Source organism: Paenalcaligenes sp. Me52, from assembly GCF_050487965.1.
In the GTDB taxonomy this organism is placed as follows: Bacteria; Pseudomonadota; Gammaproteobacteria; order Burkholderiales; family Burkholderiaceae_B; genus Paenalcaligenes.
The window spans coordinates 561944-582913 of the sequence record NZ_JBKQFO010000002.1 but is presented as its reverse complement, the minus strand read 5'-3'; the positions used below and the strand labels follow the sequence as shown (position 1 = coordinate 582913).

20 protein-coding genes are annotated in these 20970 nt (G+C 52.3%); 8 read left to right on the top strand and 12 right to left on the bottom strand.

Annotated features, from left to right (window positions below; all coding sequences use genetic code 11):
• The first annotated feature begins 17 nt into the window (after positions 1 to 17).
• On the top strand, positions 18 to 389 hold the full coding sequence (locus tag ACLO87_RS14035) for a DUF4168 domain-containing protein (RefSeq protein ID WP_430224032.1): 372 nt from the start codon (positions 18 to 20) through the stop codon (positions 387 to 389).
• A gap of 22 nt (positions 390 to 411) precedes the next feature.
• Here ACLO87_RS14035 and ACLO87_RS14030 read toward each other — a convergent pair whose 3' ends face one another.
• The 3 genes from ACLO87_RS14030 to ACLO87_RS14020 all read right to left on the bottom strand — a co-directional run bounded on the left by ACLO87_RS14030 (position 412) and on the right by ACLO87_RS14020 (position 3991).
• Positions 412 to 1068 (bottom strand): response regulator transcription factor, encoded by a 657-nt coding sequence (locus ACLO87_RS14030; protein ID WP_135863334.1) that lies wholly within the window; start codon positions 1066 to 1068, stop codon positions 412 to 414.
• A complete protein-coding gene (locus ACLO87_RS14025) occupies positions 1061 to 2836 on the bottom strand; it encodes a sensor histidine kinase (RefSeq protein ID WP_430224031.1) in 1776 nt (591 codons plus the stop codon). Before ACLO87_RS14025 ends, ACLO87_RS14030 begins: the two co-directional genes overlap by 8 nt.
• 78 nt (positions 2837 to 2914) lie before the next feature.
• Positions 2915 to 3991, bottom strand: a complete 1077-nt coding sequence (locus tag ACLO87_RS14020; RefSeq protein ID WP_430224030.1) for a tartrate dehydrogenase — start codon at positions 3989 to 3991, stop codon at positions 2915 to 2917.
• A gap of 197 nt (positions 3992 to 4188) precedes the next feature.
• On the opposite strand from ACLO87_RS14020, the gene pgi reads away from it, so the two are divergent.
• The 4 genes from pgi to glcF all read left to right on the top strand — a co-directional run bounded on the left by pgi (position 4189) and on the right by glcF (position 9864).
• The gene (gene pgi, locus ACLO87_RS14015; RefSeq protein WP_430224029.1) at positions 4189 to 5763 is read left to right on the top strand and encodes a glucose-6-phosphate isomerase; all 1575 of its coding nucleotides are present in this window, start codon (positions 4189 to 4191) and stop codon (positions 5761 to 5763) included.
• A 209-nt stretch (positions 5764 to 5972) separates the two neighbouring features.
• Positions 5973 to 7478 (top strand): FAD-linked oxidase C-terminal domain-containing protein, encoded by a 1506-nt coding sequence (locus ACLO87_RS14010; protein ID WP_430224028.1) that lies wholly within the window; start codon positions 5973 to 5975, stop codon positions 7476 to 7478.
• 26 nt (positions 7479 to 7504) lie between these two features.
• Positions 7505 to 8587, top strand: a complete 1083-nt coding sequence (gene glcE / locus ACLO87_RS14005; protein ID WP_135863342.1) for a glycolate oxidase subunit GlcE — start codon at positions 7505 to 7507, stop codon at positions 8585 to 8587.
• Positions 8587 to 9864 carry a glycolate oxidase subunit GlcF gene (gene glcF, locus ACLO87_RS14000; RefSeq protein WP_430224027.1) on the top strand — a complete coding sequence of 426 codons (1278 nt, stop codon included), beginning with the start codon at positions 8587 to 8589 and terminating at the stop codon, positions 9862 to 9864. The genes glcE and glcF overlap by 1 nt, the downstream gene beginning before the upstream one ends.
• Positions 9865 to 10023: 159 nt before the next feature.
• Here glcF and ACLO87_RS13995 read toward each other — a convergent pair whose 3' ends face one another.
• The 9 genes from ACLO87_RS13995 to ACLO87_RS13955 form a co-directional block, all read right to left on the bottom strand.
• Complete coding sequence (locus ACLO87_RS13995; RefSeq protein ID WP_430224026.1) at positions 10024 to 10929, bottom strand: alpha/beta fold hydrolase; 906 nt, start codon at positions 10927 to 10929, stop codon at positions 10024 to 10026.
• 28 nt (positions 10930 to 10957) lie between these two features.
• Positions 10958 to 11566, bottom strand: coding sequence for a DUF2239 family protein (locus ACLO87_RS13990; protein ID WP_430224025.1), 609 nt, complete (start codon positions 11564 to 11566; stop codon positions 10958 to 10960).
• 218 nt (positions 11567 to 11784) lie between these two features.
• Positions 11785 to 12789 (bottom strand): GntR family transcriptional regulator, encoded by a 1005-nt coding sequence (locus ACLO87_RS13985; RefSeq protein WP_430224024.1) that lies wholly within the window; start codon positions 12787 to 12789, stop codon positions 11785 to 11787.
• A 103-nt stretch (positions 12790 to 12892) separates the two neighbouring features.
• Positions 12893 to 13672, bottom strand: a complete 780-nt coding sequence (locus ACLO87_RS13980) for a PhzF family phenazine biosynthesis protein (RefSeq protein WP_430224023.1) — start codon at positions 13670 to 13672, stop codon at positions 12893 to 12895.
• 31 nt (positions 13673 to 13703) lie between these two features.
• Entirely contained in the window at positions 13704 to 14480 is a 777-nt protein-coding gene (locus ACLO87_RS13975; protein WP_430224022.1) for a HEAT repeat domain-containing protein, read from the bottom strand.
• A gap of 13 nt (positions 14481 to 14493) precedes the next feature.
• Positions 14494 to 14973 carry a MarR family winged helix-turn-helix transcriptional regulator gene (locus tag ACLO87_RS13970; protein WP_430224021.1) on the bottom strand — a complete coding sequence of 160 codons (480 nt, stop codon included), beginning with the start codon at positions 14971 to 14973 and terminating at the stop codon, positions 14494 to 14496.
• 257 nt (positions 14974 to 15230) lie between these two features.
• Complete coding sequence (gene lhgO / locus ACLO87_RS13965; protein WP_430224020.1) at positions 15231 to 16418, bottom strand: L-2-hydroxyglutarate oxidase; 1188 nt, start codon at positions 16416 to 16418, stop codon at positions 15231 to 15233.
• A 33-nt stretch (positions 16419 to 16451) separates the two neighbouring features.
• Positions 16452 to 17111: a GntR family transcriptional regulator gene (locus ACLO87_RS13960; RefSeq protein ID WP_430224019.1), complete on the bottom strand. Its 660-nt coding sequence runs from the start codon at positions 17109 to 17111 to the stop codon at positions 16452 to 16454.
• Positions 17108 to 17800 (bottom strand): MBL fold metallo-hydrolase, encoded by a 693-nt coding sequence (locus ACLO87_RS13955; RefSeq protein WP_135866918.1) that lies wholly within the window; start codon positions 17798 to 17800, stop codon positions 17108 to 17110. Before ACLO87_RS13955 ends, ACLO87_RS13960 begins: the two co-directional genes overlap by 4 nt.
• A 198-nt stretch (positions 17801 to 17998) precedes the next feature.
• On the opposite strand from ACLO87_RS13955, the gene ACLO87_RS13950 reads away from it, so the two are divergent.
• From ACLO87_RS13950 to ACLO87_RS13940, 3 genes are all read left to right on the top strand, one after another.
• Positions 17999 to 18970, top strand: coding sequence for a TRAP transporter substrate-binding protein (locus tag ACLO87_RS13950; RefSeq protein WP_430224018.1), 972 nt, complete (start codon positions 17999 to 18001; stop codon positions 18968 to 18970).
• A gap of 65 nt (positions 18971 to 19035) precedes the next feature.
• On the top strand, positions 19036 to 19587 hold the full coding sequence (locus ACLO87_RS13945) for a TRAP transporter small permease (protein ID WP_135866498.1): 552 nt from the start codon (positions 19036 to 19038) through the stop codon (positions 19585 to 19587).
• Positions 19587 to 20888, top strand: coding sequence for a TRAP transporter large permease (locus ACLO87_RS13940; RefSeq protein ID WP_135866496.1), 1302 nt, complete (start codon positions 19587 to 19589; stop codon positions 20886 to 20888). The genes ACLO87_RS13945 and ACLO87_RS13940 overlap by 1 nt, the downstream gene beginning before the upstream one ends.
• The last annotated feature ends 82 nt before the right edge of the window (positions 20889 to 20970 follow it).

Sequence of the window (20970 nt, the reverse complement as noted above, 5' to 3'; positions counted from 1 at the left end):
TTGATGAGGAGGTTCACATGGCACAAACCCTGAAAGCATTCTTGGCAGCGGCTGCGATTGCATTTGGACTATTCAGCCCGTACGCCATGGCACAGGGCTCACCTGCTGCAACTGGTACAGCCATTCCGGTGGTACAGCCTTCTGACGCCCAATTGCAGCGTTACGCAGACATTTACAAAGTCGTGGTTAAGGAAGCAGAGCCTTATCAATCTCGCTTTGCTGCAGCCAAGACTGATGAGGAGCGACAAGCTATTGTCATAGAGGCTGATCAACGTTTGGTCGATGTAGTCAAGGGCAAAGGCATGGAGCTGGATGAGTACAACGGCATTAGCCTAGCTATCCAGCAGGATCCGGCACTACGTACTCGCGTAGAGGGCATGGTTAAATAACCTACGGATCTTAGTTTGCGCCTTAGTCTTCAGCGACCGTGGGCATAATCTGGTCTAACAAATCTGGGTCGGTCAGTAGCATTAAGTGGGCAAGTTCCGCGGCACTACTGACCGATGCCTTATCCATAATACGTTGACGGTGCACATGCACCGTTTTCTCACTGATACCCAAGCTGCGCGCCACCAATTTATTGGGTTGGCCTAACGCCAGCAGTCGGGCCACTTCATATTCACGTTGCGATAAATGCGAGAGTGCCTCTTGGGCAGCCGCACGGCGTTCAGACGTACGACGCAGATGACCACCTTGGCGCACGGCGTTTTCTACCGCATCCAATAAGGCTTGGTCGCGGAAAGGCTTTTCCATGAAATCACAGGCGCCACTTTTCATGGCTTGTACAGCGAGCTCTACGTCGCCATGCCCAGTGATGAACACGATTGGAATAGACCAGCCGCGCGCATGTAAGCGTTGTTGCAAGTGCAGGCCGCTCATGACGGGCATACGTATATCCAAGACCAAACAGCCCAGATCAGTGGGCACCTCATCGTATTCTTCCATGAAGGTGACAGCGCTATTGAAGTCGCGCACGTTCCAACCTACGGACTCTAGTAGAAACACGAGCGAGCGTCTGAACGCATCGTCATCGTCAATGAGGTAGATAGTGGATTCTTTATCAGTCATATGTGGGTAATAGTAACGTAAAGATCATTCCAGGCCCTTGTTCGGGTTTGGTGGCGGTGAGTTGGCCGCCGTGTGCTTCGGCAATACCAACGCAAATGGCCAAACCTAGGCCTAGCCCATTCTCTTTGGTCGTATAGAACGCGTCAAAGACATGTTGAATTGTGTCACTTTGCAAGCCATGCCCCCAGTCACGCACAGCGATGGCCACCAAGTTATCTTGCATGGTGACTTTGACCTGTAAAACGCGTTGATCAGGGGGCAAGTCTTGCATGGCATCCAGACCATTTTTCAGCAGATTCAGTAGCACTTGCTGTATTTGTAAGGGATCAGCCTGTATGCGAGTTTCAGGGGGGACTTGGGCATCTAACACGATGGAGGGGGGAGAGGACAGCATATTGCTGAACAGGTCCAACGAGTCTTGTATTAGGCTAATAATGGGACGGTGTTCGCGCACAGGCGGGCGCTTGCGTGCAAAAGAGCGCACACGGCCCAGAATACCGGCCGCCGTTTCAGCTTGAGTGATGATCTCAATGGCCGCTTGATTTAATGCTTCGGGGTCTAGCCTGCCATTGGCCTGTCTACGTAGCAAACTTTGTCCGTAGTTAATGATGCCAGCCAGTGGTTGGTTCAGTTCGTGCGCCAAGTTGGCCGATAGCTCACCCAAAATAGACAAGCGCGACATATGGTCAGCTTTTTGTTGGCTGGCTTGCATGCGTTCACGCATGGCCTCACCTTCGGTGAGAGCATTTTGCAATAACAGTGTGCGTTTTTGGATGAGGTATTCCACGCGTACGGTGTATACCAGCCAACCTAGCAGCACTAACAGGGCAAAGGCCAAAATGGGCCAGTAGCGCTCAGCCAAATGCTGCAGCGTGGGTTCGCGCAAGTATTGGTATGGGCCGATTTTTAATTCTTTGAACATATCGTGTACAGACTGGTAATCAGCCGGTACTGCCCATGATAGGCCTTGTTCGTCTGTAGGCATTTGCAGCAGGGCGACGGCCACTGCACGAGCCAGTTTTGGGTTGGTATAACGTAGCGAGGCCAATGGCCAGTTGGGGTACAGCCGTGATGACACCGCACAGCCCAAGGAGGTAGTAGGCAGCGGAGACACCACACGGAATCGTTCTTGCCAATTGGGCAGTGTTTCCAGCAAACAGCCACGTATAGCGCCTACATCGGCCTTGCCGCTTTCCACTGCCTGCCACACCTTATCCATGGGCAAACCGGTGAAGAGTAACTGCACATCAGTGTCGGGCTTCATGCCTAAGGCTTCTAACTCGCGCCAGAGTACTTGGTAGCTGGTGAAACCTTCGGGGGATGTGGCGGCGAGTTTTTGTTTCTTGAGATCAAACAGGGTGTTCAGGTCACTGCGATCGGCGCGCGCAATGACTGTAGTGCCTAGGGAGTTCTCTACAGAAGGTCGGCCACCTTGTTCCAAGGTAGCAATACGACTGGCCCCTAGTAGGGTTTCCAGCGTTACATAATGACCGGGGTTGGTCAGAATGAAATCCACATCACCATTTTCAATCGCATGTTGCAGCGATTGGTGGTCGCCTTGCTTCAACGTGAAATGGTATTCGGGCAGAGCTTTGTTCAGGTGCTCAATGGTGGATTCCCATGTGTCATGGGTGGCGTCTGAATCCCGGTAGGCCAGCACCCCGATGCGTACCTCTTGAGCTGGCGCAGCAAGGCTGTCGGACGCATAACCCAGTAGTAGGGTTAGGGTCAGACATAAGCCCAAAAAGCGGGACAGCAAGACAGTCATAAGACAGGGAAGCCAGTGCGCATAGGGCTTCTATGTTAGCGCATCGTGGCACCCTGCAAAACTTACGACTAACCCGAATTACAGCCTTTGGCAGATGGCTTCGCCCATTTCTGTGGTGCTAGCTGAGCCGCCTAGATCTGCGGTGCGCGGACCGTTTTCTAGAGTGTGTTCAATTGCAGACAGAATGGCGTCGTGTGCGGCGCGATAGTTGTCTTTACCATCACCCAAAAAGTCCAGCATCAACGCGCCAGACCAGATCATGCCTATAGGGTTGGCGATGTTCTTGCCATAAATGTCGGGTGCAGAGCCGTGTACAGGCTCAAACAAGGATGGGAATTTACGCTCGGGGTTCAGGTTGGCGGACGGTGCCAAACCGATGGTGCCAGTACATGCTGGGCCCAAGTCAGACAAAATGTCGCCAAACAGGTTAGATGCAACGACGACATCGAACTGTTCAGGCTTCAGTACGAAGCGTGCCGCCATGATGTCGATATGATGTTTGTCCCAACGTACCTCTGGGTAGTCGGCGGCACGAGCGGCCACACGTTCGTCCCAGTACGGCATGCTGATGGCCAAACCGTTGGATTTGGTTGCAGCGCTTAAGTGTTTAGCGGGGCGACTGCTGGCCACTTTAAAGGCGTAGTCCAGTACACGGTCTACACCCGTACGGGTAAAAATGGATTCCTGAATCACGACTTCACGGTCGGTGCCTTCAAAAATACGGCCACCCAAGTTGGTGTATTCACCTTCGGTGTTTTCGCGTACGACTAAGAAATCGATATCGCCCGGTTTTTTGTTGGCCAAGGGGCAAGGGACGCCCGGCATCAAGCGTACAGGACGTAGGTTGATGTATTGGTCAAAGCCACGGCGGAATTGCAGTAATGAACCCCATAGTGACACATGATCAGGCACCACATCGGGCCAGCCTACCGCACCGAAATAAATCGCGTCAAAGGGTGCCAAATGTTCAAACCAGTTCTCTGGCAGCATGGTGCCGTGCTCTTGGTAGTACTCAGCGCTGGACCAGTCTAAATGTTCGAATTCCAGCTCAATGCCATGTTGTCGTGCGGCGGCTTCTAGCACTCGCAGCCCTTCGGGCATAACTTCTTTACCTATACCGTCTCCGGCGATGACGGCGATTTTATGAATGCGCATAGTTTGTCTCTGTAGAGGCTTTAATTGTTAGAACTGAAAGCCAGTATAGCGCCGGAAATTGCAAGCGGTTGGGCTGTGAACAGCGTGTTTGCTAGATGGACAGCAAACTTGGGAAAGGCTGAGGGTATAATCAGCTGTTGGGTCTTGATGTTGCGACCCTGATGGCTTTAGTGATCCTTTAAGAAGAACCTCCTGACGTGCACTATCCTGTTCCTCCTCTTACGCAACTAGACTCCTGGCAACACTTTGCAGATGCTGCTTTGCAAGCTTCTGTGCAATTGGATTCCGTACGATGTATACGCGCGGCGGGTCTGCATGCTGACTTTAGTGGTCAACTGCATTCTGCAGAATTAGAGGCCGCCGCCAAAGCATTGCTGGCAGACAGACAGTTTGAGCAACAACGCGACATTTTACTGAGTGGGGGTGTCAGTAATGTGACTGAAGGTAGGGCTGCGTGGCATACCGCGTTGCGAGCACCTGCGGCACCTAAAGAGGAAATCACGACCGAGCGCGAACGTTTGAATGCGTTTATTCGCACGGCAGATATTAGCCGTAAATGGCGCAACATCGTACACATTGGTATTGGCGGTAGTGACTGGGGTGTGCGCTTAAGTGTTAGCGCCTTTGGTTACTGTAAGCAGTGGCGTACGGTACGCTTTGTGGCCAATATTGATGGTCATGCGATAGCCGGTGCGTTGTCTGATTTAAATCCTATGGATACGCTGATCGTGGTGGCGAGTAAGTCATTCACCACGGTAGAAACATTAGAGAATGCCTCCCGTGCATTGGAGTGGCTAAAAGCCGCTGATGTGCCCGATCCGTACAGCAATGTGGTGGCCATTACCGCGCGCCCTGACCGTGCGCATGAATGGGGCATTCCTGAAAGTAATATTTTTAGTTTCTGGGACTGGGTAGGCGGTAGGTTCTCGCTATGGTCTGCCGTGAACTTGACCACCGCAATGGCGGTGAGCAGTGACGTGGTGGCGGGTATGTTGGCTGGTGCAGCGGCAATGGATAAACACTTTGCCGAAGCACCTATAGAGCAAAATATCCCTGTGCAAATGGCGTTGGCGGGCGTGGTGAACCGCAGTGTGCTGGGCTACGGTTCACTGAATGTAGCGCCCTACGATTTTCGCTTAGGGCATTTGGTGTCCTACATACAGCAGTTGGAAATGGAGTCACTGGGCAAGTCAGTAGACTTGAATGGCGAGTTGGTGACCGTACCTACGGGTCCTGCCGTGTGGGGCATGCCGGGCACGGATGCGCAACATACATTCTTCCAGTGGTTGCACCAAGGTAGTGATGGCGCACCGGTGGATTTCATCGTGTGTAAGCATGCCGATCACAGTTGGCCCACTCACCATCAAACTTTATTAGCCCACTGTTTGGCACAGCGCGAAGCGATGCTGCGTGGTAAAAGTTATGCACAGGCATTGCAAGAATGCTTGTCTAGCGGCATGGAAGCTGAAGAAGCCTCTTGGTTGGCTAAACACCGCGTACACAAAGGTGGCCGTCCTAATACCTTGATTGTGTTGCCGCATTTGACGCCATATAGCTTGGGGGCGTTGTTGGCAGCCTACGAACACAAAGTGTTTGTGCAAGGCCTGATCTGGGGCATCAACCCCTTCGATCAGTGGGGGGTGGAATACGGTAAGCAATTGGCTGCAGGCATCTTGGGTGAGCTGCGTCGCCCTAGTACAGAAGCGACCCATCACGATGCGTCCACCACTTATTGGGTGCAGCAATTTAGACAGTCTGACGACCAAGACTAATCAAAATAGACAGACAGTTTGTACTGAAGGTATGCGCTCTTAGGGTTTATGCCGCTATGCGCCTTGGTATAGTTAGGCTACCATTAAATGGTCTTACCACTTTACCAAATGTGCAGTGCCTGACATAGCGATGGGCGTATCGTGCTGATGCGCTCTCTGTCGGGGCTACACATCTGATCCATTCGTACATGGATTGCGACAGGGGCCTTATGTCTGACCTTCATGAACACAATCTTTATGCGGAATATCAGTTTGACCCTGTGGACAGGGATGCACTGATCGCCGCATTGCAAAAGGCTACATCTGCTGAAGCCGTTTTGCACACACCAGAACAACTTAAACCCTACGAGTGCGACGGCTTTACGCTGATTCGCAGCTTGCCTTTGTTGGTGGTGATGCCCGCTAACGAAGAGCAAGTGGTGCAAGCCATTAAAGTCTGTGCGTCCATGGGCGTGCCTATTGTGGCGCGTGGTGCGGGTACCGGTTTGTCGGGTGGCGCTATGCCGCACCCACAAGGTGTATTGCTGTCACTGGCCAAACTGAACAAAATTCTGAAAATCGACCCTTATGCGCGCACAGCTATTGTGCAGCCGGGCGTGCGTAACCTGAAAATCTCTCAGGATGCCGCGCAATACGGGTTGTATTACGCACCTGATCCCTCTTCGCAGATCGCCTGTAGTATCGGCGGTAACGTGGCTGAAAACGCGGGTGGCGTGCACTGTTTGAAGTACGGTCTGACTATCCACAACTTGTTGAAGTTGCGTGTGGTGACCATTGATGGCGATATTCTGGAAATAGGCAGCCATGCATTGGATGTGCCTGGCTTTGACTTGCTGTCGTTGATGACCGGTTCCGAAGGTATGTTGGCAGTGGTTACTGAAGTGACCGTGAAGCTTACCCCTACACCGCAATTGGCACAGTGTATTTTGGCGAGTTTCGATGACGTCTCCAAAGCCTGTGATGCTGTAGCAAACGTGATTGCTGCCGGTATTATTCCTGCTGGTTTGGAAATGATGGATCAGCCAGCAACAGTTGCTGTGGAAGCCTTTGTGAAAGCGGGTTACCCATTGGATGCCGCCGCGATCTTGCTGTGTGAATCTGATGGTACGCCTGAAGAAGTGGCTGCCGAAGTGGCTCGCATGAAAGCTGTGTTGACCGAAAGTGGTGCAACCGAAATTCGTGTGTCCCAATCTGAGGAAGAACGCGCCCTATTTTGGGCAGGTCGTAAAGCTGCATTCCCCGCTGCAGGCCGTATCTCGCCTGACTACATTTGCATGGATGGCACCATCCCACGCAAACGCTTGTCCGAGATGTTGGTGACCATGCAAGACCTAGAGAAAAAGCATAACTTGCGTTGCTTGAACGTGTTTCACGCGGGCGATGGTAACTTGCACCCTCTGATTTTGTTTGATGGCAGTATCCCTGAAGAAAAAGACCGTGCAATGGCTTTTGGGGGCGACATTCTGGAGCTTTCTGTGAAACTGGGTGGTTCTATCACCGGTGAACACGGCGTGGGTGTGGAAAAAATCGACCAAATGTGTGTGCAGTTTAGCGATCAAGAACGTACGCGTTTCTTTGATGTGAAAGCCGCCTTTGATCCGAATAGATTGCTGAATCCGGGCAAGCATATTCCTACCTTGAACCGCTGTGCTGAAATGGGTTTCATGCACGTGCATCATGGTGAAGTGCCTTTCCCTGATATTCCACGCTTCTAATTTGCCATCCGGAGTGATACGTAACGATGACTACAACGACATCTCTTATTCAGGACTGGCAGGAACAACTTGCGCAGGCCACAGCGAACCACACGCCTTTGCAGCTGTGTGGTTCAGGTAGTAAAAATTTCTATGGTCCTCAGGCCCAAGGGCAGGTACTAGACCTGCGCGGTAACCAAGGCGTGGTGGATTACGAGCCATCCGAATTGGTGATGGTGGTTAAAGGCGGCACACGTTTAAGCGAAGTGGAAGCCTTGCTTGCCGAGCGTAACCAGTGCTTAGCATTTGAGCCGCCTCACTTTGGCCCTGATGCCACAATTGCAGGCTGTATTGCCGCCGGTTTGTCTGGCCCTCGTCGTGCTAACGCGGGTGGTCTCAAAGACTTCGTTTTAGGCGTAAAAATTATTGATGGTCTGGGTCAGCACCTAAGCTTTGGTGGTCAGGTCATGAAAAACGTGGCGGGCTACGACGTGTCGCGAGTGATTGCTGGCAGCTTCGGTAGCTTGGGCGTGATTGACGAACTGTCCATCAAGGTACTGCCTATTCCAGAGCGTACCCTCACCTTGCAATTAGCGTTGCCGCAAGACAAAGCCTTGGATCTGTTCAACACCTTGGGTGGCGAACCCGTGGCAATTTCTGCGACGGCATGGATCAACGGTCAGGCGTACATTCGTTTGAGCGGTGCACCCGAAGCGTTGATAGCTGGTAAAAACCGCATTGGCGGCGATGAGTTGACTGAGTCGGATGCTGCGCAATTGTGGACTAGCATTCGTGAGCAGCAGCACGAGTGGTTCCAACGCAAAGAGGCTGGCCATTTGTGGCGTTTGTCGGTGCCTAGCACGACGCCTGTGATGGATGCGAATGCCGACGTATTCGTGGAATGGGGTGGCGCACTGCGTTGGCAGTTCAGCACTGCTAGCGAAGACGAAATGCGCGCACAAGCGAGCAAAGTGGGTGGTACGGCTAATGTGTTCCGTGCAAACGGTGCAGTGACCTCTGCTTTCCATCCCTTGCCTGCGCCTATGCTGCGTTTGCAGCAGCGTCTGAAAAAAGCATTTGATCCAGCAGGTATTTTGAATCCTGGCCGTCTTTATACGGGAGTTCTGTAATGCAAACCGTATTGGCAGAAGAGTTTATCGGCACCCCTGAAGGGGAAAAAGCCAAAGAAGTCATCGCTAAGTGCGTGCACTGCGGCTTTTGTAATGCCACATGCCCTACTTACCAGTTGCTAGGTAACGAGCTAGATGGCCCGCGTGGGCGCATCTACATGATGAAAGAGATGTTCGAAGGTAAGACCGTAACCGGCATTACCATGGAGCACTTGGATCATTGCTTGACCTGTCGCGCCTGTGAAACCACCTGTCCATCAGGTGTGCGTTACAGCGAATTGGTGGAAGTAGGCCGCCGCGTTCTGGAAACCAAAGTTGAGCGCCCTATCAAAGAAAAAGTAGTGCGTTGGGGGCTAAAAGAATTGGCCTCTAACCCTGCTGTGTTCTCTAAAGTGGCGGCAGTAGGCTACAAAGTACGCCCATTGTTGACCGAGAGCCTGCAAGAGTTGCTGCCAGAGCGCAAAGCTGAGTCTTTACCGCTGCCTACGCGCGTGCATCAGCGAAAAATGCTGCTGTTGGACGGCTGTGTACAACCTACGCTCACACCGCAAACTAACATCGCGGCGATACGCGTGTTAGATGCGATGGGCATCACGTTAGTGCGCATAGAGAAAGCCGGTTGCTGTGGTGCGATCAAGCATCACATGAACGATTTGGAAGGCGCTCAAGAACAAGCACGACGCAACATTGATGCGTGGTGGCCCATGATTGCAGGCCAGCAAGCCGATGCGATCATCAGTACCGCCAGTGGTTGTGGTGTGCAGTTAGAGCATTACGGTGATTTGCTGGCTGGCGATGCGCACTACGCAGAAAAAGCCCGCACGATCTCCGGTATGGCGCGTGATATTAGTCGTGTTGTGCAGGACGAGTTAGCGTTATTGGATGCCGAAGGCTTACCACAAGCTCAGCAAGCCTTGAAAATTGCCGTGCAAGAACCGTGTAGCTTCCAGCACGCCTTGCAAAACAAAGGCTCTATCTCGTCTTTGTTGAAGGCCTTTGGTTTCAAACCAGTTGCTGTACGTGATGGCCACTTGTGTTGCGGCTCTGCCGGTACTTACTCGGTGCTGCAACCAGAGTTGTCTGAGCAATTGCGTACCAACAAGCTGGAGTCTTTGCAGATCAACTCACCTGACATGATCGTGACCGCCAACGTGGGTTGTTATGGCCACTTGGCAGCTAAGTCGCCTATTCCAATCCAGCATTGGATAGAGCTGGTAGACGATGTGATCCGTGTATCTGGCCGTCAGTCGTTGGTGGCAGAAGCGGTAACGGCGTAAGCAGGCTGCCATTGCAGAAGCCAGTCAGGCTAGACTGATTTGTATCTGCCTAGACGGGCAAGAATTGTGCACTGAATAATCTGTGCTGGATTCTTGCCCGTTTTTTGTTGCTGCATAAAACCGCTGTGGCTCACGGTGACACACGGTACCGCAGGTACGTTAATGCAGCAGCGGTTTAGGCTGGCGTGCAGTGCGCACAATGGCATCAATGATTACCGCATAGAGTTGAGGCGGTAAATCGTGCCCCATACCGACGATAGGCATGAATTCGGCATTGCTAATGGAAGCGGCGGTATCCATACCGCAGGCTAGCGGTATTAAGGGGTCGTCTGTGCCGTGAATCACCAACGTTGGCGTGTTCACTTGCTCCAAGGCGGGGCGTAAATCACCGGTAGCAACGATGGCCGCTAATTGCCTACCAAAGGCCGTGGGGTCATAGGCACGGTTGGTTTCTTCCAGAATCATGGTGCGCTGTGCTACGCCGTCAAACGGGTATGCGGGGCTGGCAATACGCTTGGCAAACTCCAAGTGGTGACTCAAAAAGCCTGCGGTGTCTTCTGCCAGTGTAGGAGCCGGTGTAGTTAGAAAAGCCATGACATCAGGCGCTGCCGAAGGCAGTGTAGGGTTGCCCGTGCTGGACATAATAGAGGTCAACGACAGTACCCGCTGTGGGTAGTGGCAGGCCATGAGCTGAGCAATCATGCCGCCCATGGATCTACCTACCACGTGGGCACGCTCTATACCCAAGGCATCAAGTAGCCCTATAGCATCAGCCGCCATGTCATGCAGGGTGTAAGGCACATCGGGTGTTTGGTGGGCAGCAACGGCCTCTGCCAGTGCTGCAAAATCGGGTGATGGGCTGTGGGTGAAGTGAGTGGAACCGCCTGCGTCCCTATTATCAAAACGTATGACCTTGAACCCTTGTGTGGCTAGGCCTGTGCAAAATGTGTCGCTCCACCTAGTCATTTGTGTGCCTAGGCCAGAGATCAGCAAAATAGCATCGGTGTGAGCAGCGCCAAAAATGTCATAGCCCAGCGTGATGCCGTTTGCGGTGAGGTGTTGCATGATGTGGTTCCTGTGTACTGCCCCTGTTTTAGGAGTGGGCAGTACCAAATGCGAGTTTCATAGTGTGTGCTTGTACATCTTCTGGCCAACTGCTGATCTGGGTTTGCAGTGCATCAGCATCGTTAGCGAACAACGCACGTGTGGCCTCTTCATAGCCGGGCAAGTTGCCCGCAATGGCCACCATAAAGTGATACGCACGTTCATGCGCTTTACGGGTTTTGTCTTTGTCGCTGTTGGAACGTCTGGCGTCTTCCACCAATTTACGTAGCGTGACGGATGCGCCGCCAGGTTGTTGTGACAACCATTCCCAATGACGGGGTAACAGCGTGACTTCGCGTGGTACTACGCCTAATTTTGGACGCCCGCGTCCACGGGGTGCGGTGTCATTGGCTGGGTCTACGGGGCTCGCTGTGGTTGCCGTGGTTGTAGTGGCTAGTCTAGCGAGTATGTCATCGTCAGAACCACGCGTGTCTACCTCTACAGTGCGGCCTGTAGCGTCATCAAACAGCAGCACGGCATGGTGGGTGCCTTGCTCTAGTGCGTGTTTAATCGCCAGTGCATTGTCGGCGAGTGAGCCAGTAGCCAGGCGACGGTGGCCGTCAAAACTGGTGTAGGTGGAGGTGTGCGCATGGCTCATGGCGATGCCTTTAGAAATGAAGATGTATTTATTTTTACCCGTATAAAATTAAACGTCAATATTACCCGGGCAAAATAATAGAAATGAATGGGTGTAGATGTAGCGTGAGATCTACATGTGGGGGGCAGGAGACAGCGAAATTACGGCATCTTGCCAATAAAAAAACACCTGTTCATCGTGCAGGTGTTTTAGAAGACTCAGTCTGGCAATACGGTTTTTTAGCCGTTTCCGTCGCGTATCGCTGCCATATAGCTAGGCAAATTCTTGGCGGGTTCGCTGGCGACGACTTGCAGGCGTTCTATGGTTTTAGCAATAGAACAGCGCAGGTGTTCATCCAAAGCCTGTGCCGCAGCGTCGGGGTCACGCTTGATTAAGGCTTGGATAATCAGTCGGTGTTCTTGTAAGAAGGGGTCCATAGAAGGCAGTTTTAAATAGCCGCCCAGCATGTGTTTGTTATTGATGAGCAAGGCTTGGGTATGCCCCAGCAGCTTAATCAACTCTGCGTTCTGGCAGTAACTCAGGCAACGAAAGTGCAGGTCTTTTTCTAGATCATCCAACTCGGCTTCGCTGACGTTGGGGTAACGTGTTGCGATAGCTTCCAAGCGCTCAAGCATGTTGCTCAATACGGTTTTCGGAATGTGCGCCACGCTATTGCGCAGTGCGGGCGGTTCTAGATAACGACGTATCTCGTATAACTGCTGAACGCGCTCTGCAGTCATGGGGACTATAGACCAGCGACCAGCAGGATCTTTTTCTACCAGCCCTACGCCTTCCAGACGCATTAAGACTTCGTGCGCTACTGTGCGGCTGACGTTAAAGCATTTAGCCAGTTCGGTTTCTATGATGCGTACAGGCCCAAACACCGAGTGATTACAGACCTCTCGTTCTACTTCGTTATAGACCTGTATCCAGGAATCCGGTGAACGAATGGCATCCCCAAATTGCTCCAACGCAGCGAGAGCATCTGGCCCTAAACGGCTGATGTGTTTGACGGCTTTAGCAGGCCCCACGATGACACCACGGCCATCGTGTTTGAGCATGACTTTTTGATCAACCAATGCCTTTAGCGCCGCTTTGACTGGGGTGCGACTAACGTTGAAGGCTTGGGCCACCATGCTTTCGTTAATCAGATCACCGGTGTTCAGCACACGCTGGGTAATGGCATTGCGTAACGCTGTGGCAATGGCTTCGTAAAGCGGTGAGGCGGCAGTTTTTTGCTGCATGTGCTGTTGCATAGACCTGAAGGAGGCCCCGATGATGGGCGGTTGGTGAAAAAGTAGTGCCACATTATGCCACTAGACCATGTGGTCACTACGTTGCGAGGCGTTACAGGTAAACTGTGCCGCGCATATACACCACGGCGGTGCCAGAAATCAGCACACGATCACCCGCCATAGCGCAGTGCAGATAACCGCGTCGTGCGCCGCCTTGTCGTGCGCTTAACTGATTTTTACCCAAGCGCTGTGCCCAGTACGGCGTTAGTGCAGTGTGTGCAGAGCCTGTCACGGGGTCTTCGCTAACGCCTACGTTGGGGCCGAACCACCGTGACACAAAATCAACCTCTTTGCCGGGGGCGGTCACGGCTACGCCGCGGTTGGGCAAACCTTGAAGGCGTGACAGATCAGGGTGTAGATGTGGGATGAGGCTTTCATCCTCTATCACCACAATGTAATCGTCGGCGGACAGCACCGAGGCAGCCTCAATGCCCAAAGCATCTAGCAGCCCATCAGGCACAGCACATGACTGCGGAGGGCGACAAGGAAAGTCCATTTCTAAACCGTGGGCAGAGCGTTTAACGGACAAGCGACCACTGCGGGTAGAAAAATGAATCACATCTTTGTCGTAGTTCAACTCGTGCATCAACACCCACGCACTGGCCAAGGTGGCGTGGCCACACAAATCTACTTCTACTTCAGGAGTGAACCAGCGCAACTGATAGCCGTGCTCATCGGGCACAAAGAAAGCGGTTTCAGACAAGTTGTTTTCCGCCGCAATGGACTGCAATGTCTGGTCATCTAACCACGCATCCAGCGGGCAAACAGCGGCAGGGTTACCCTCGAACGGACGGGAAGCAAAAGCATCGACTTGATAGATAGGGAGTTGCATGGCGGTTCCTGAGAAAAGTACAACCTATACATTACTTCAGGTTGCGGCTGGCGCGTTGGCAGATACGTCGTGTGGCAGGCGAAGTCGAGGCCGCTACCCATTGAGCGCAAAGTTCACGTACCCATTCTGGTTGGTCTTTGCTCGCATCATTTAGCCAGTTCGCGACTGAATCTTGTACGTAGACAGAATTATCTGCACGTAGCGCTTCCAGTATGGGTAAGGCTTGCTGGGGTGTTTGTTTAAGTGCTTTTAGATGGGCACACCACACGCCTCGCGGGCGTATGGCTTCGCAGGCAAAACGTCGGATGCGTTCGGAAGAAGATTGCGTCCATGGTGTGAGTAGCTGGATCGCGGTATTCAGATCGTTGGCGAGGTGTGGGCGCACAGCCATCCATGCCCATTCACGCACGCCGAAGTGCGCGTCATCCGCCAAGGGCTGTATGGCTGCGAGCCGGTCTGCTAAGGACAAATCAGCTTGTGCACCAATCATGAAACATGCCCAGCCGCGCACGGTGTCAGAAGGGTGTGCTAGGCATATAGGTAGCGCCTCGTCCCCTACTTCGTTTAGCAATAGCTCACCTAAGCCTGCCATGCGACGCAAGATGCCCTGCGTGTTGAGGGCTTGGGCGGCTTCTTGTGCAGCGGGTGACAGGGTAGGAAATACCAAGCACAGCAAGCGATAGTGGTCCAAGGCCAAACATTCGGTTAGCGTCGCGCTGGGGATACTGCCTGTGGATAAGGCTTCTAGAATGTCAGCGGGTATATCAGCGATGCGGTTGGCACCTTTGCGGGCGGCGGTAGCAGTCATGGCGTGATGGTGTTTAGGCTGGTAAGTTGTGGGCCACTTTGTTCAATAGCATGGTCAACTGCTCACGTTCCGAAGCGCTGAGATTGGCGTACAGATTGGCAATCCACGTGCTGTGTTGCATGAAGACTTGGGCAGCGATTTCCTTACCTTTGTCAGTCAGACGTATGCACAGCGCACGGCGATCTACAGGATCTGCATGGCGAGCGATGAGTGCATCACGTTCTAAGCCATCTAGTAACCCGGTGATGGTGGCGCGGGTAACACCTGCCTGTTCGGCTAAGGCCGCAGGAGCCAAACCATCGGGGGCGTTATCCAGTAAGAACAACACAATAAAGCGCCCTTCTGACAATCCGTAAGGGGCTAGCTGTGTCGCGCAGTCTCTGTCTATAGCGGCAGTTAAAGACAGCATTTGAAAACATAGCCGTATGTTGTCCACCAGCGGAAGCTGCCGTTGTTCGGCCACATTGAGAAGCGCTAAGTATTTTTGTTCCACGTTAAAGTCACCATATAGTATGTTGCCTAATTATATAAGATGAGGCAGAAATGGGAAAAGTTACACACAGGGGGGGGATGGCTGGATGGCATTTTCTACACGGTGCTCGCAGCGTTCTGCATGGTGACGTGCAGTGTGCCAGTGGTGCAGAATTGTGGGTGAACATGACATGTGCAGCACGCACACAGTCATGTTGAAGACAAAAGAAAACGGCTGTATTTTTGCAAATACACGCCGTTTCTTCACTACGTTGTCGTTTACAAACCTAGTTCGTCTGCAATATGACGTGCAATAGGCATGGCGCCTGTTGCCGCAGGGGATGGGGCATTCAAAATGGCAGTCAGGCCACCAGAGTGTTTGATCAGGAAGTCGTCTACCAACGTGCCGTCTGGGCGTACGGCTTGTGCGCGGTTAGCACTGCGATAGGTACGCAGATCCGACAAGGTGACAGTAGGACAATACTTACGCACAGCGTCTAAATACACCTGCTTAAACAACGAACCTTTAAGTTCGTTCCAAGTGGCGCGTGGGTGTTTGGCCAACATTTTCCACAGGCCGCTGTAGCTTAAGGCGGACCAGGCGTCGCGTACGTCTACACTGAAATGGCTGTATTTTTCTCGTGCTAATGCCAAAACAGCGTTGGGGCCTACGGTGATGGTGCCATCAATCATAGGCGTGAGGTGTACCCCTAAAAATGGCAAGGTGGGGTCGGGTACAGGGTAAATCAGACTGTGTACAACTTTGTTCAGGTGGGTAGGCAGCACAAAGTATTCGCCTCGGAAGGGCAAAATTCTAATGCCGGGATCCATGCCTAACATGCGGGCCACCCGGTCAGAGGCCAAGCCGCTGCACGCAATAATGTGCCCTGCTTCGATTTGCTGATTGCCGGCTTGTACGCGGTAAGCCGAACCGGCTTGGGTCACCGAAGTGACGGGGGCGTTAAACAGCACGGTGCTGCCCGCATTTTCTACGTCAGCTAATAACGCTTTGGTGATGCCTGCGTAATCGGTGATGGCTGTTTCGGGAATGCGTAGTGCAGCAAGCCCGGTGATGGCAGGCTCTAAACGGCCTAAGTCAGCTTGGGTGAGTTGTTCGGTATATACCTCGTTTTCGATGGCGCGTTGCTCAAGTTTGTAGAGGTTTTCTTGTTCTTGAGGGGTAGTGGCTACCAGTAATTTGCCGCGCGCTTCGTAGCCTATTTGTCTGGCTGCACAAAAGGCTTTGATTTCGCTTAAGCCCTCACGGCAGAAACGGGTTTTTAGGCTACCGGGTGTGTAGTACACGCCGGAGTGCACCACGCCACTGTTGCGACCGGTTTGGTGGAAGGCAGGTTGGGCTTCTTTTTCTGCGACCAATACACGGGCTTGGGGGCGACGTTTGACGATTTCGGCCGCCAACGCAGCACCAACAATGCCAGCACCAATAATGAGGTAATCGTATTTCATGGGAAAGGTGATTCCAGTGACGTTCTGTTTGCTTTAGCTCAGGCCGCGCATGGATTCCCAACGTCGTCTGGTAGGCTGCATGTGCGCGACGACGAGGTGGGCCAAGGTGGCACGGTCTTCTTGTTCAATGGCGTTAACCATGGCGGCATGCTCTGCAATTGCTTGCTCCAGCCACTGCCGATCAGTCATACCGTAAGAACGTATGGGGTTAGAGGCTTCGGTGTAAAACGCGATAGCCTTACACAGGGTTTCGTTGCCGCACAGCGCAAAAATTTGGCGATGAAACTCATCGTTAAATTGATGAATGAGGCGTGGGTCAGCCCCTACTGATGCTGCAGCGGCATATTGGATGTGCAGGGTTTTTAGCGCATCTAAGTCAGCCCCAGAGACGGGGAATGGCATGATGTTTACCGCTTCTTTTTGCAGTAGCGCTCGCAGGTGATAAAGCTCTTCCACTTCTTGGGCGCTGAAATCTTTGACGCGGGCTGAACGGGAGCGTGGTTTGACCACGATTTGGCGGGCAACTAGTTCTTGAATGGCGGCTCGTACAGCATGGCGCTTGGCATCAAAGCGCGCCATTAATGTGTCTTCAATCAATTCCTGATGCGGACGCAAGTGGCCGAAAATAATATCGGCTTCCAGTTCTTGGGCAATCAGTTCGGCAGAGGAAGGGGCAAGAGTTTCTGTGCTCATCGGACAATCAGTTCCAGCGTCGAGGGTTGGTCCCAGATCCAGCCATGTGGTGTGCGATGCAGCTCAGGGAAATGCCCCGGCACGACGATGTCGGCGTTGTCGGCTATCCACTGCAGTGTGTTACTGGATTGGCGATCCGGGTCATATTCATTGGCAGCGGACAGTGTAGCGAGTTCACGGTAGGTTTTACAGGCGTCCCCTGCTAACACAACACGCTTTTTATCCGGATTGACGAAGTGCAGCAAATAGCTACCGGTGGTGTGGCCAGGCGCTTGTCTGTAGAACAGGCCAGGGGCTAATTCACCTTCTGGTGCTTGTATGAGTTGTAAGTTTTGGCGCTGTAGGTACTCGTTCATACCTTGGCTGCCAAACACGTCCTCAGAAGCGGGGTGCTGCGCGTAGTCCCATTCTGCCGAGCTGACATAAATAGTGGCATTGGTGAACAGATCAATGTTGTTGATGTGATCGAAATGCAGGTGCGACAGAAAAACAGTTTTGATGTCAGCAGGGGTGAGGTTGCGTTCTGCCAGCGCATTCAGCAACAGTAGACGCGTAGAGTGGTGCCCAGTATCAAACAAGATAGGACCGTGCCCGTCTACGTTGACCAGCACTACCGCTGAAAAACCAAAAAAACCACCTTTAAAACTAAGGCAGTTCCCTTCAACGAGAATGTCATGTTGCACAGCCATGTGCGCTCCTTATTATGCGGGCTTATTAATTATCAATAATACTATCAATAGAAAGATTTTTGTTCTAGTTTGTGTCTGCTTTCTGTCTAATTTAGGGTTTGTTCTAATATAGACAATGGGTTTAAAGCACTCTACACTAGCCTCCATCTTATCGATACTATTATTAATAATATCGATTTTCCCCGCAGAGGAGCAAACATGAACGCCTATAAAAGTATGATTGCTGGTGCAGCATTGGTATTTGCCAGTGCAACCACTTACGCAGCCACGTGGCAGATGGCCACCCCGTATCCTGAGTCCAACTTCCACACTCAGAACATCCAGCAATTTGCTAAGGATGTAGAAGCCGCTACCAATGGTGAGTTGAAAATTAACGTGCACCCAGCGGGTTCGTTGATCAAGCACCAAGAGATCAAAAATGCGGTGCGTTCGCAGCAGATTGAAACGGGCGAGTTCATTATTTCCAACTTGGCCAACGAGAACCCCATGTTCGCGTTGGACTCCGTGCCTTTTGTAGCGGTGTCGTTTGATGATGCTGCCAAGATGTACCACGTGTCTAAGCCTGACTTGGAGAAACTGTTAGGCCGTCAAAATCTGAAAATTTTGTTCTCGGTAGCGTGGCCTCCACAAGGTTTGTACACCGACCGCCCTATTGAAAAGATCGAAGATCTAAAAGGCATCAAAATGCGTGCGTACAGCCCGCAAACTGAGCGTTTGGCGCAATTGGCTGGTGCGGTACCTACACAGGTAGAAGTGCCTGATTTGGCCCAAGCATTCACTACAGGTCGTGTGAACGCCATGATTACGTCCACGTCTACTGGCGTGAACACTACAGCGTGGGATTATCTGACGCACTTCTACGATGTAGCGGCTTTCTTGCCTAAGAACGTTGTGGTAGTGAACCAGCGTGTGTTTGATAGCTTGGATGAAGCCACTCAAAAAGCGGTGTTGGATGCAGCCGCTGCTGCTGAATTGCGCGGTTGGGAAATGGCCGAAGCCGATCACGTTGCACAACGTAATGTGTTGGAACAGCACGGCATCAAAGTTAGCCCTGGTTCTGACGAGCTGAATGCCGCCCTGCATAAAGTAGGTGAGCAGATGGCTGCTGAATGGGCCAAAGAAGCGGGCGATGAGGGTGAAGTCGTGCTTGAGGCTTACCGCGCCAACTAATTCTTGAATGTAATTCGCCAGCGTAGTGTTGTCTGCGCTGGCATTTCTGAAGTGGGCAAATTGCCATGCGCAAAATCTTGGATGGCCTTTATACGATCAGTGCGGGTTTAGCCGCCCTGTCGTTGGCGAGCATAGCCGCTATTGTTTTTGGTCAGGTGGTCTTTAATACGATTGACTACGTGGCCCTTCGTTTCTTCGATCAGAGTTTTGGCTTGCTGATCCCTTCCTACTCGCTGTTCTCAGGTTATGCGCTGGGTTTTGCCACGTTTTTATCCTTAGGTTTAGGGTTACGCAAAGCCGTACACATACGGGTGACATTGCTGGAATCCAAACTACCCTCGCCTATTCGTAGAGGCACCTTAACCATCATCGCGTTGTTGGGCGTGATGATGGGCGTGCTGTTTACCTATAGCTTGGGTGTATTGGCGTACGAGTCCTTTTTGTGGGGCGACCGTGCCAGTGGTTTAGTCAAAGTACCGTTGTGGATTCCGCAAAGCGTGTTGAGTCTTGGGTCTGCTGTGTTTTTGGTCGCAGCGCTGGATACCTTGCAGGAAGTGGTACGTACTGGGCGCAGCGATGCGCTGGTGGTGGATTCGGTTGCTGAGGAGGTGCTGTAATGTCTGATGTAACCATGTCATTGATTATGGTGGGCGTGCTGTTGGGCTGCCTAGCCATGGGATTGTGGGTATCTATTGCGCTGTTTGTGACAGGTTTGGTGGGCATTTTGCTGTTCTCCAATGCGCCTGTGGTCAGTGTATTGGCGACTAATATTTGGAGCTCTTCGGCGGAATGGTCGTTGGCGGCTCTGCCGTTATTTATCTGGATGGGTGAAATTCTCTTTCGCTCACGCATGTCGCAAGACTTGTTTTCCGGCTTGGCTCCGTGGATGCGTTCATTACCGGGTGGCTTAGGGCACGTAGGTATTTTGGCATCGGGGATTTTTGCGGCAGTGAGCGGTTCGTCTGCGGCAACATGTGCCACCGTGGCTAAAGTGGCGGTGCCAGAACTGAAGCAGCGTGGCTACGACGAGAGCCTGATTTTAGGGACTATTGCGGGCTCCGGTACCTTAGGGTTGTTGATTCCACCGTCCATCATTTTGATTGTGTACGGTGTGGCGGCTGAGCTGTCCATCGCCCGTCTGTTTATCGCTGGTGTAGTACCTGGTGTATTGGTGATCCTGCTGTTTATGGCCTATGTCGCCATTTGGTCCACCAAAAATAAAGACAAAGTACCCGCTAAAGATCCACCCATGAGCTTTGCTCAAAAGATGAAAGCCACACGCACCTTATTGCCGGTGACGCTGCTGATTTTGGGTGTGATTGGCTCTATCTACTCCGGTTTGGCGAGTCCTACTGATTCCGCTGCGGTGGGGGTAGTGATTGCACTGTTATTAAGCTGGCTGTTTGGTGATCTGAACTGGAAAACCTTCAAGGAAGGCTTGATCGCTGCCACCTTGTCATCGTCCATGATCGCGTTGATTTTGGCGGGCTCGGCTTTCTTGACCATCGCTATGGGCTATTCCAACTTGCCAATGAACTTGGCGCGCTGGATTGGTGATTTGGGTTTGAATAACTACGCCTTGTTGGCCGCGCTAACGGTGTTCTTTATCGTGTTGGGCTGCTTCCTAGATGGTATTTCCATCGTGGTGCTGACTAGTGCGGTGTTGTTGCCTGCGGTACAAGCCGCTGGTTTGGACCCTATCTGGTTTGGCGTGTATTTGGTGCTGGTGGTAGAGATGGGCCAGTTGACCCCACCAGTAGGGTTGAACTTGTTTGTGCTGCAAGGCATGACGGGTAAAGATATTTTGTTCTTGTCCAAAGCAGCCTTGCCATTCTTCTTGATGTTGCTGCTCACGATCTTGTTGGTGGTGATGGTGCCAGACATTGTGTTGGGCTTACCCAAAATGATGTACGGCTAATCGCTACGTAACACTCGCCACCGGTATGGGTGGCGAATACCCCTGCTTTACTTTTCTGACCCGGTTATGGCGCAAGCGATAG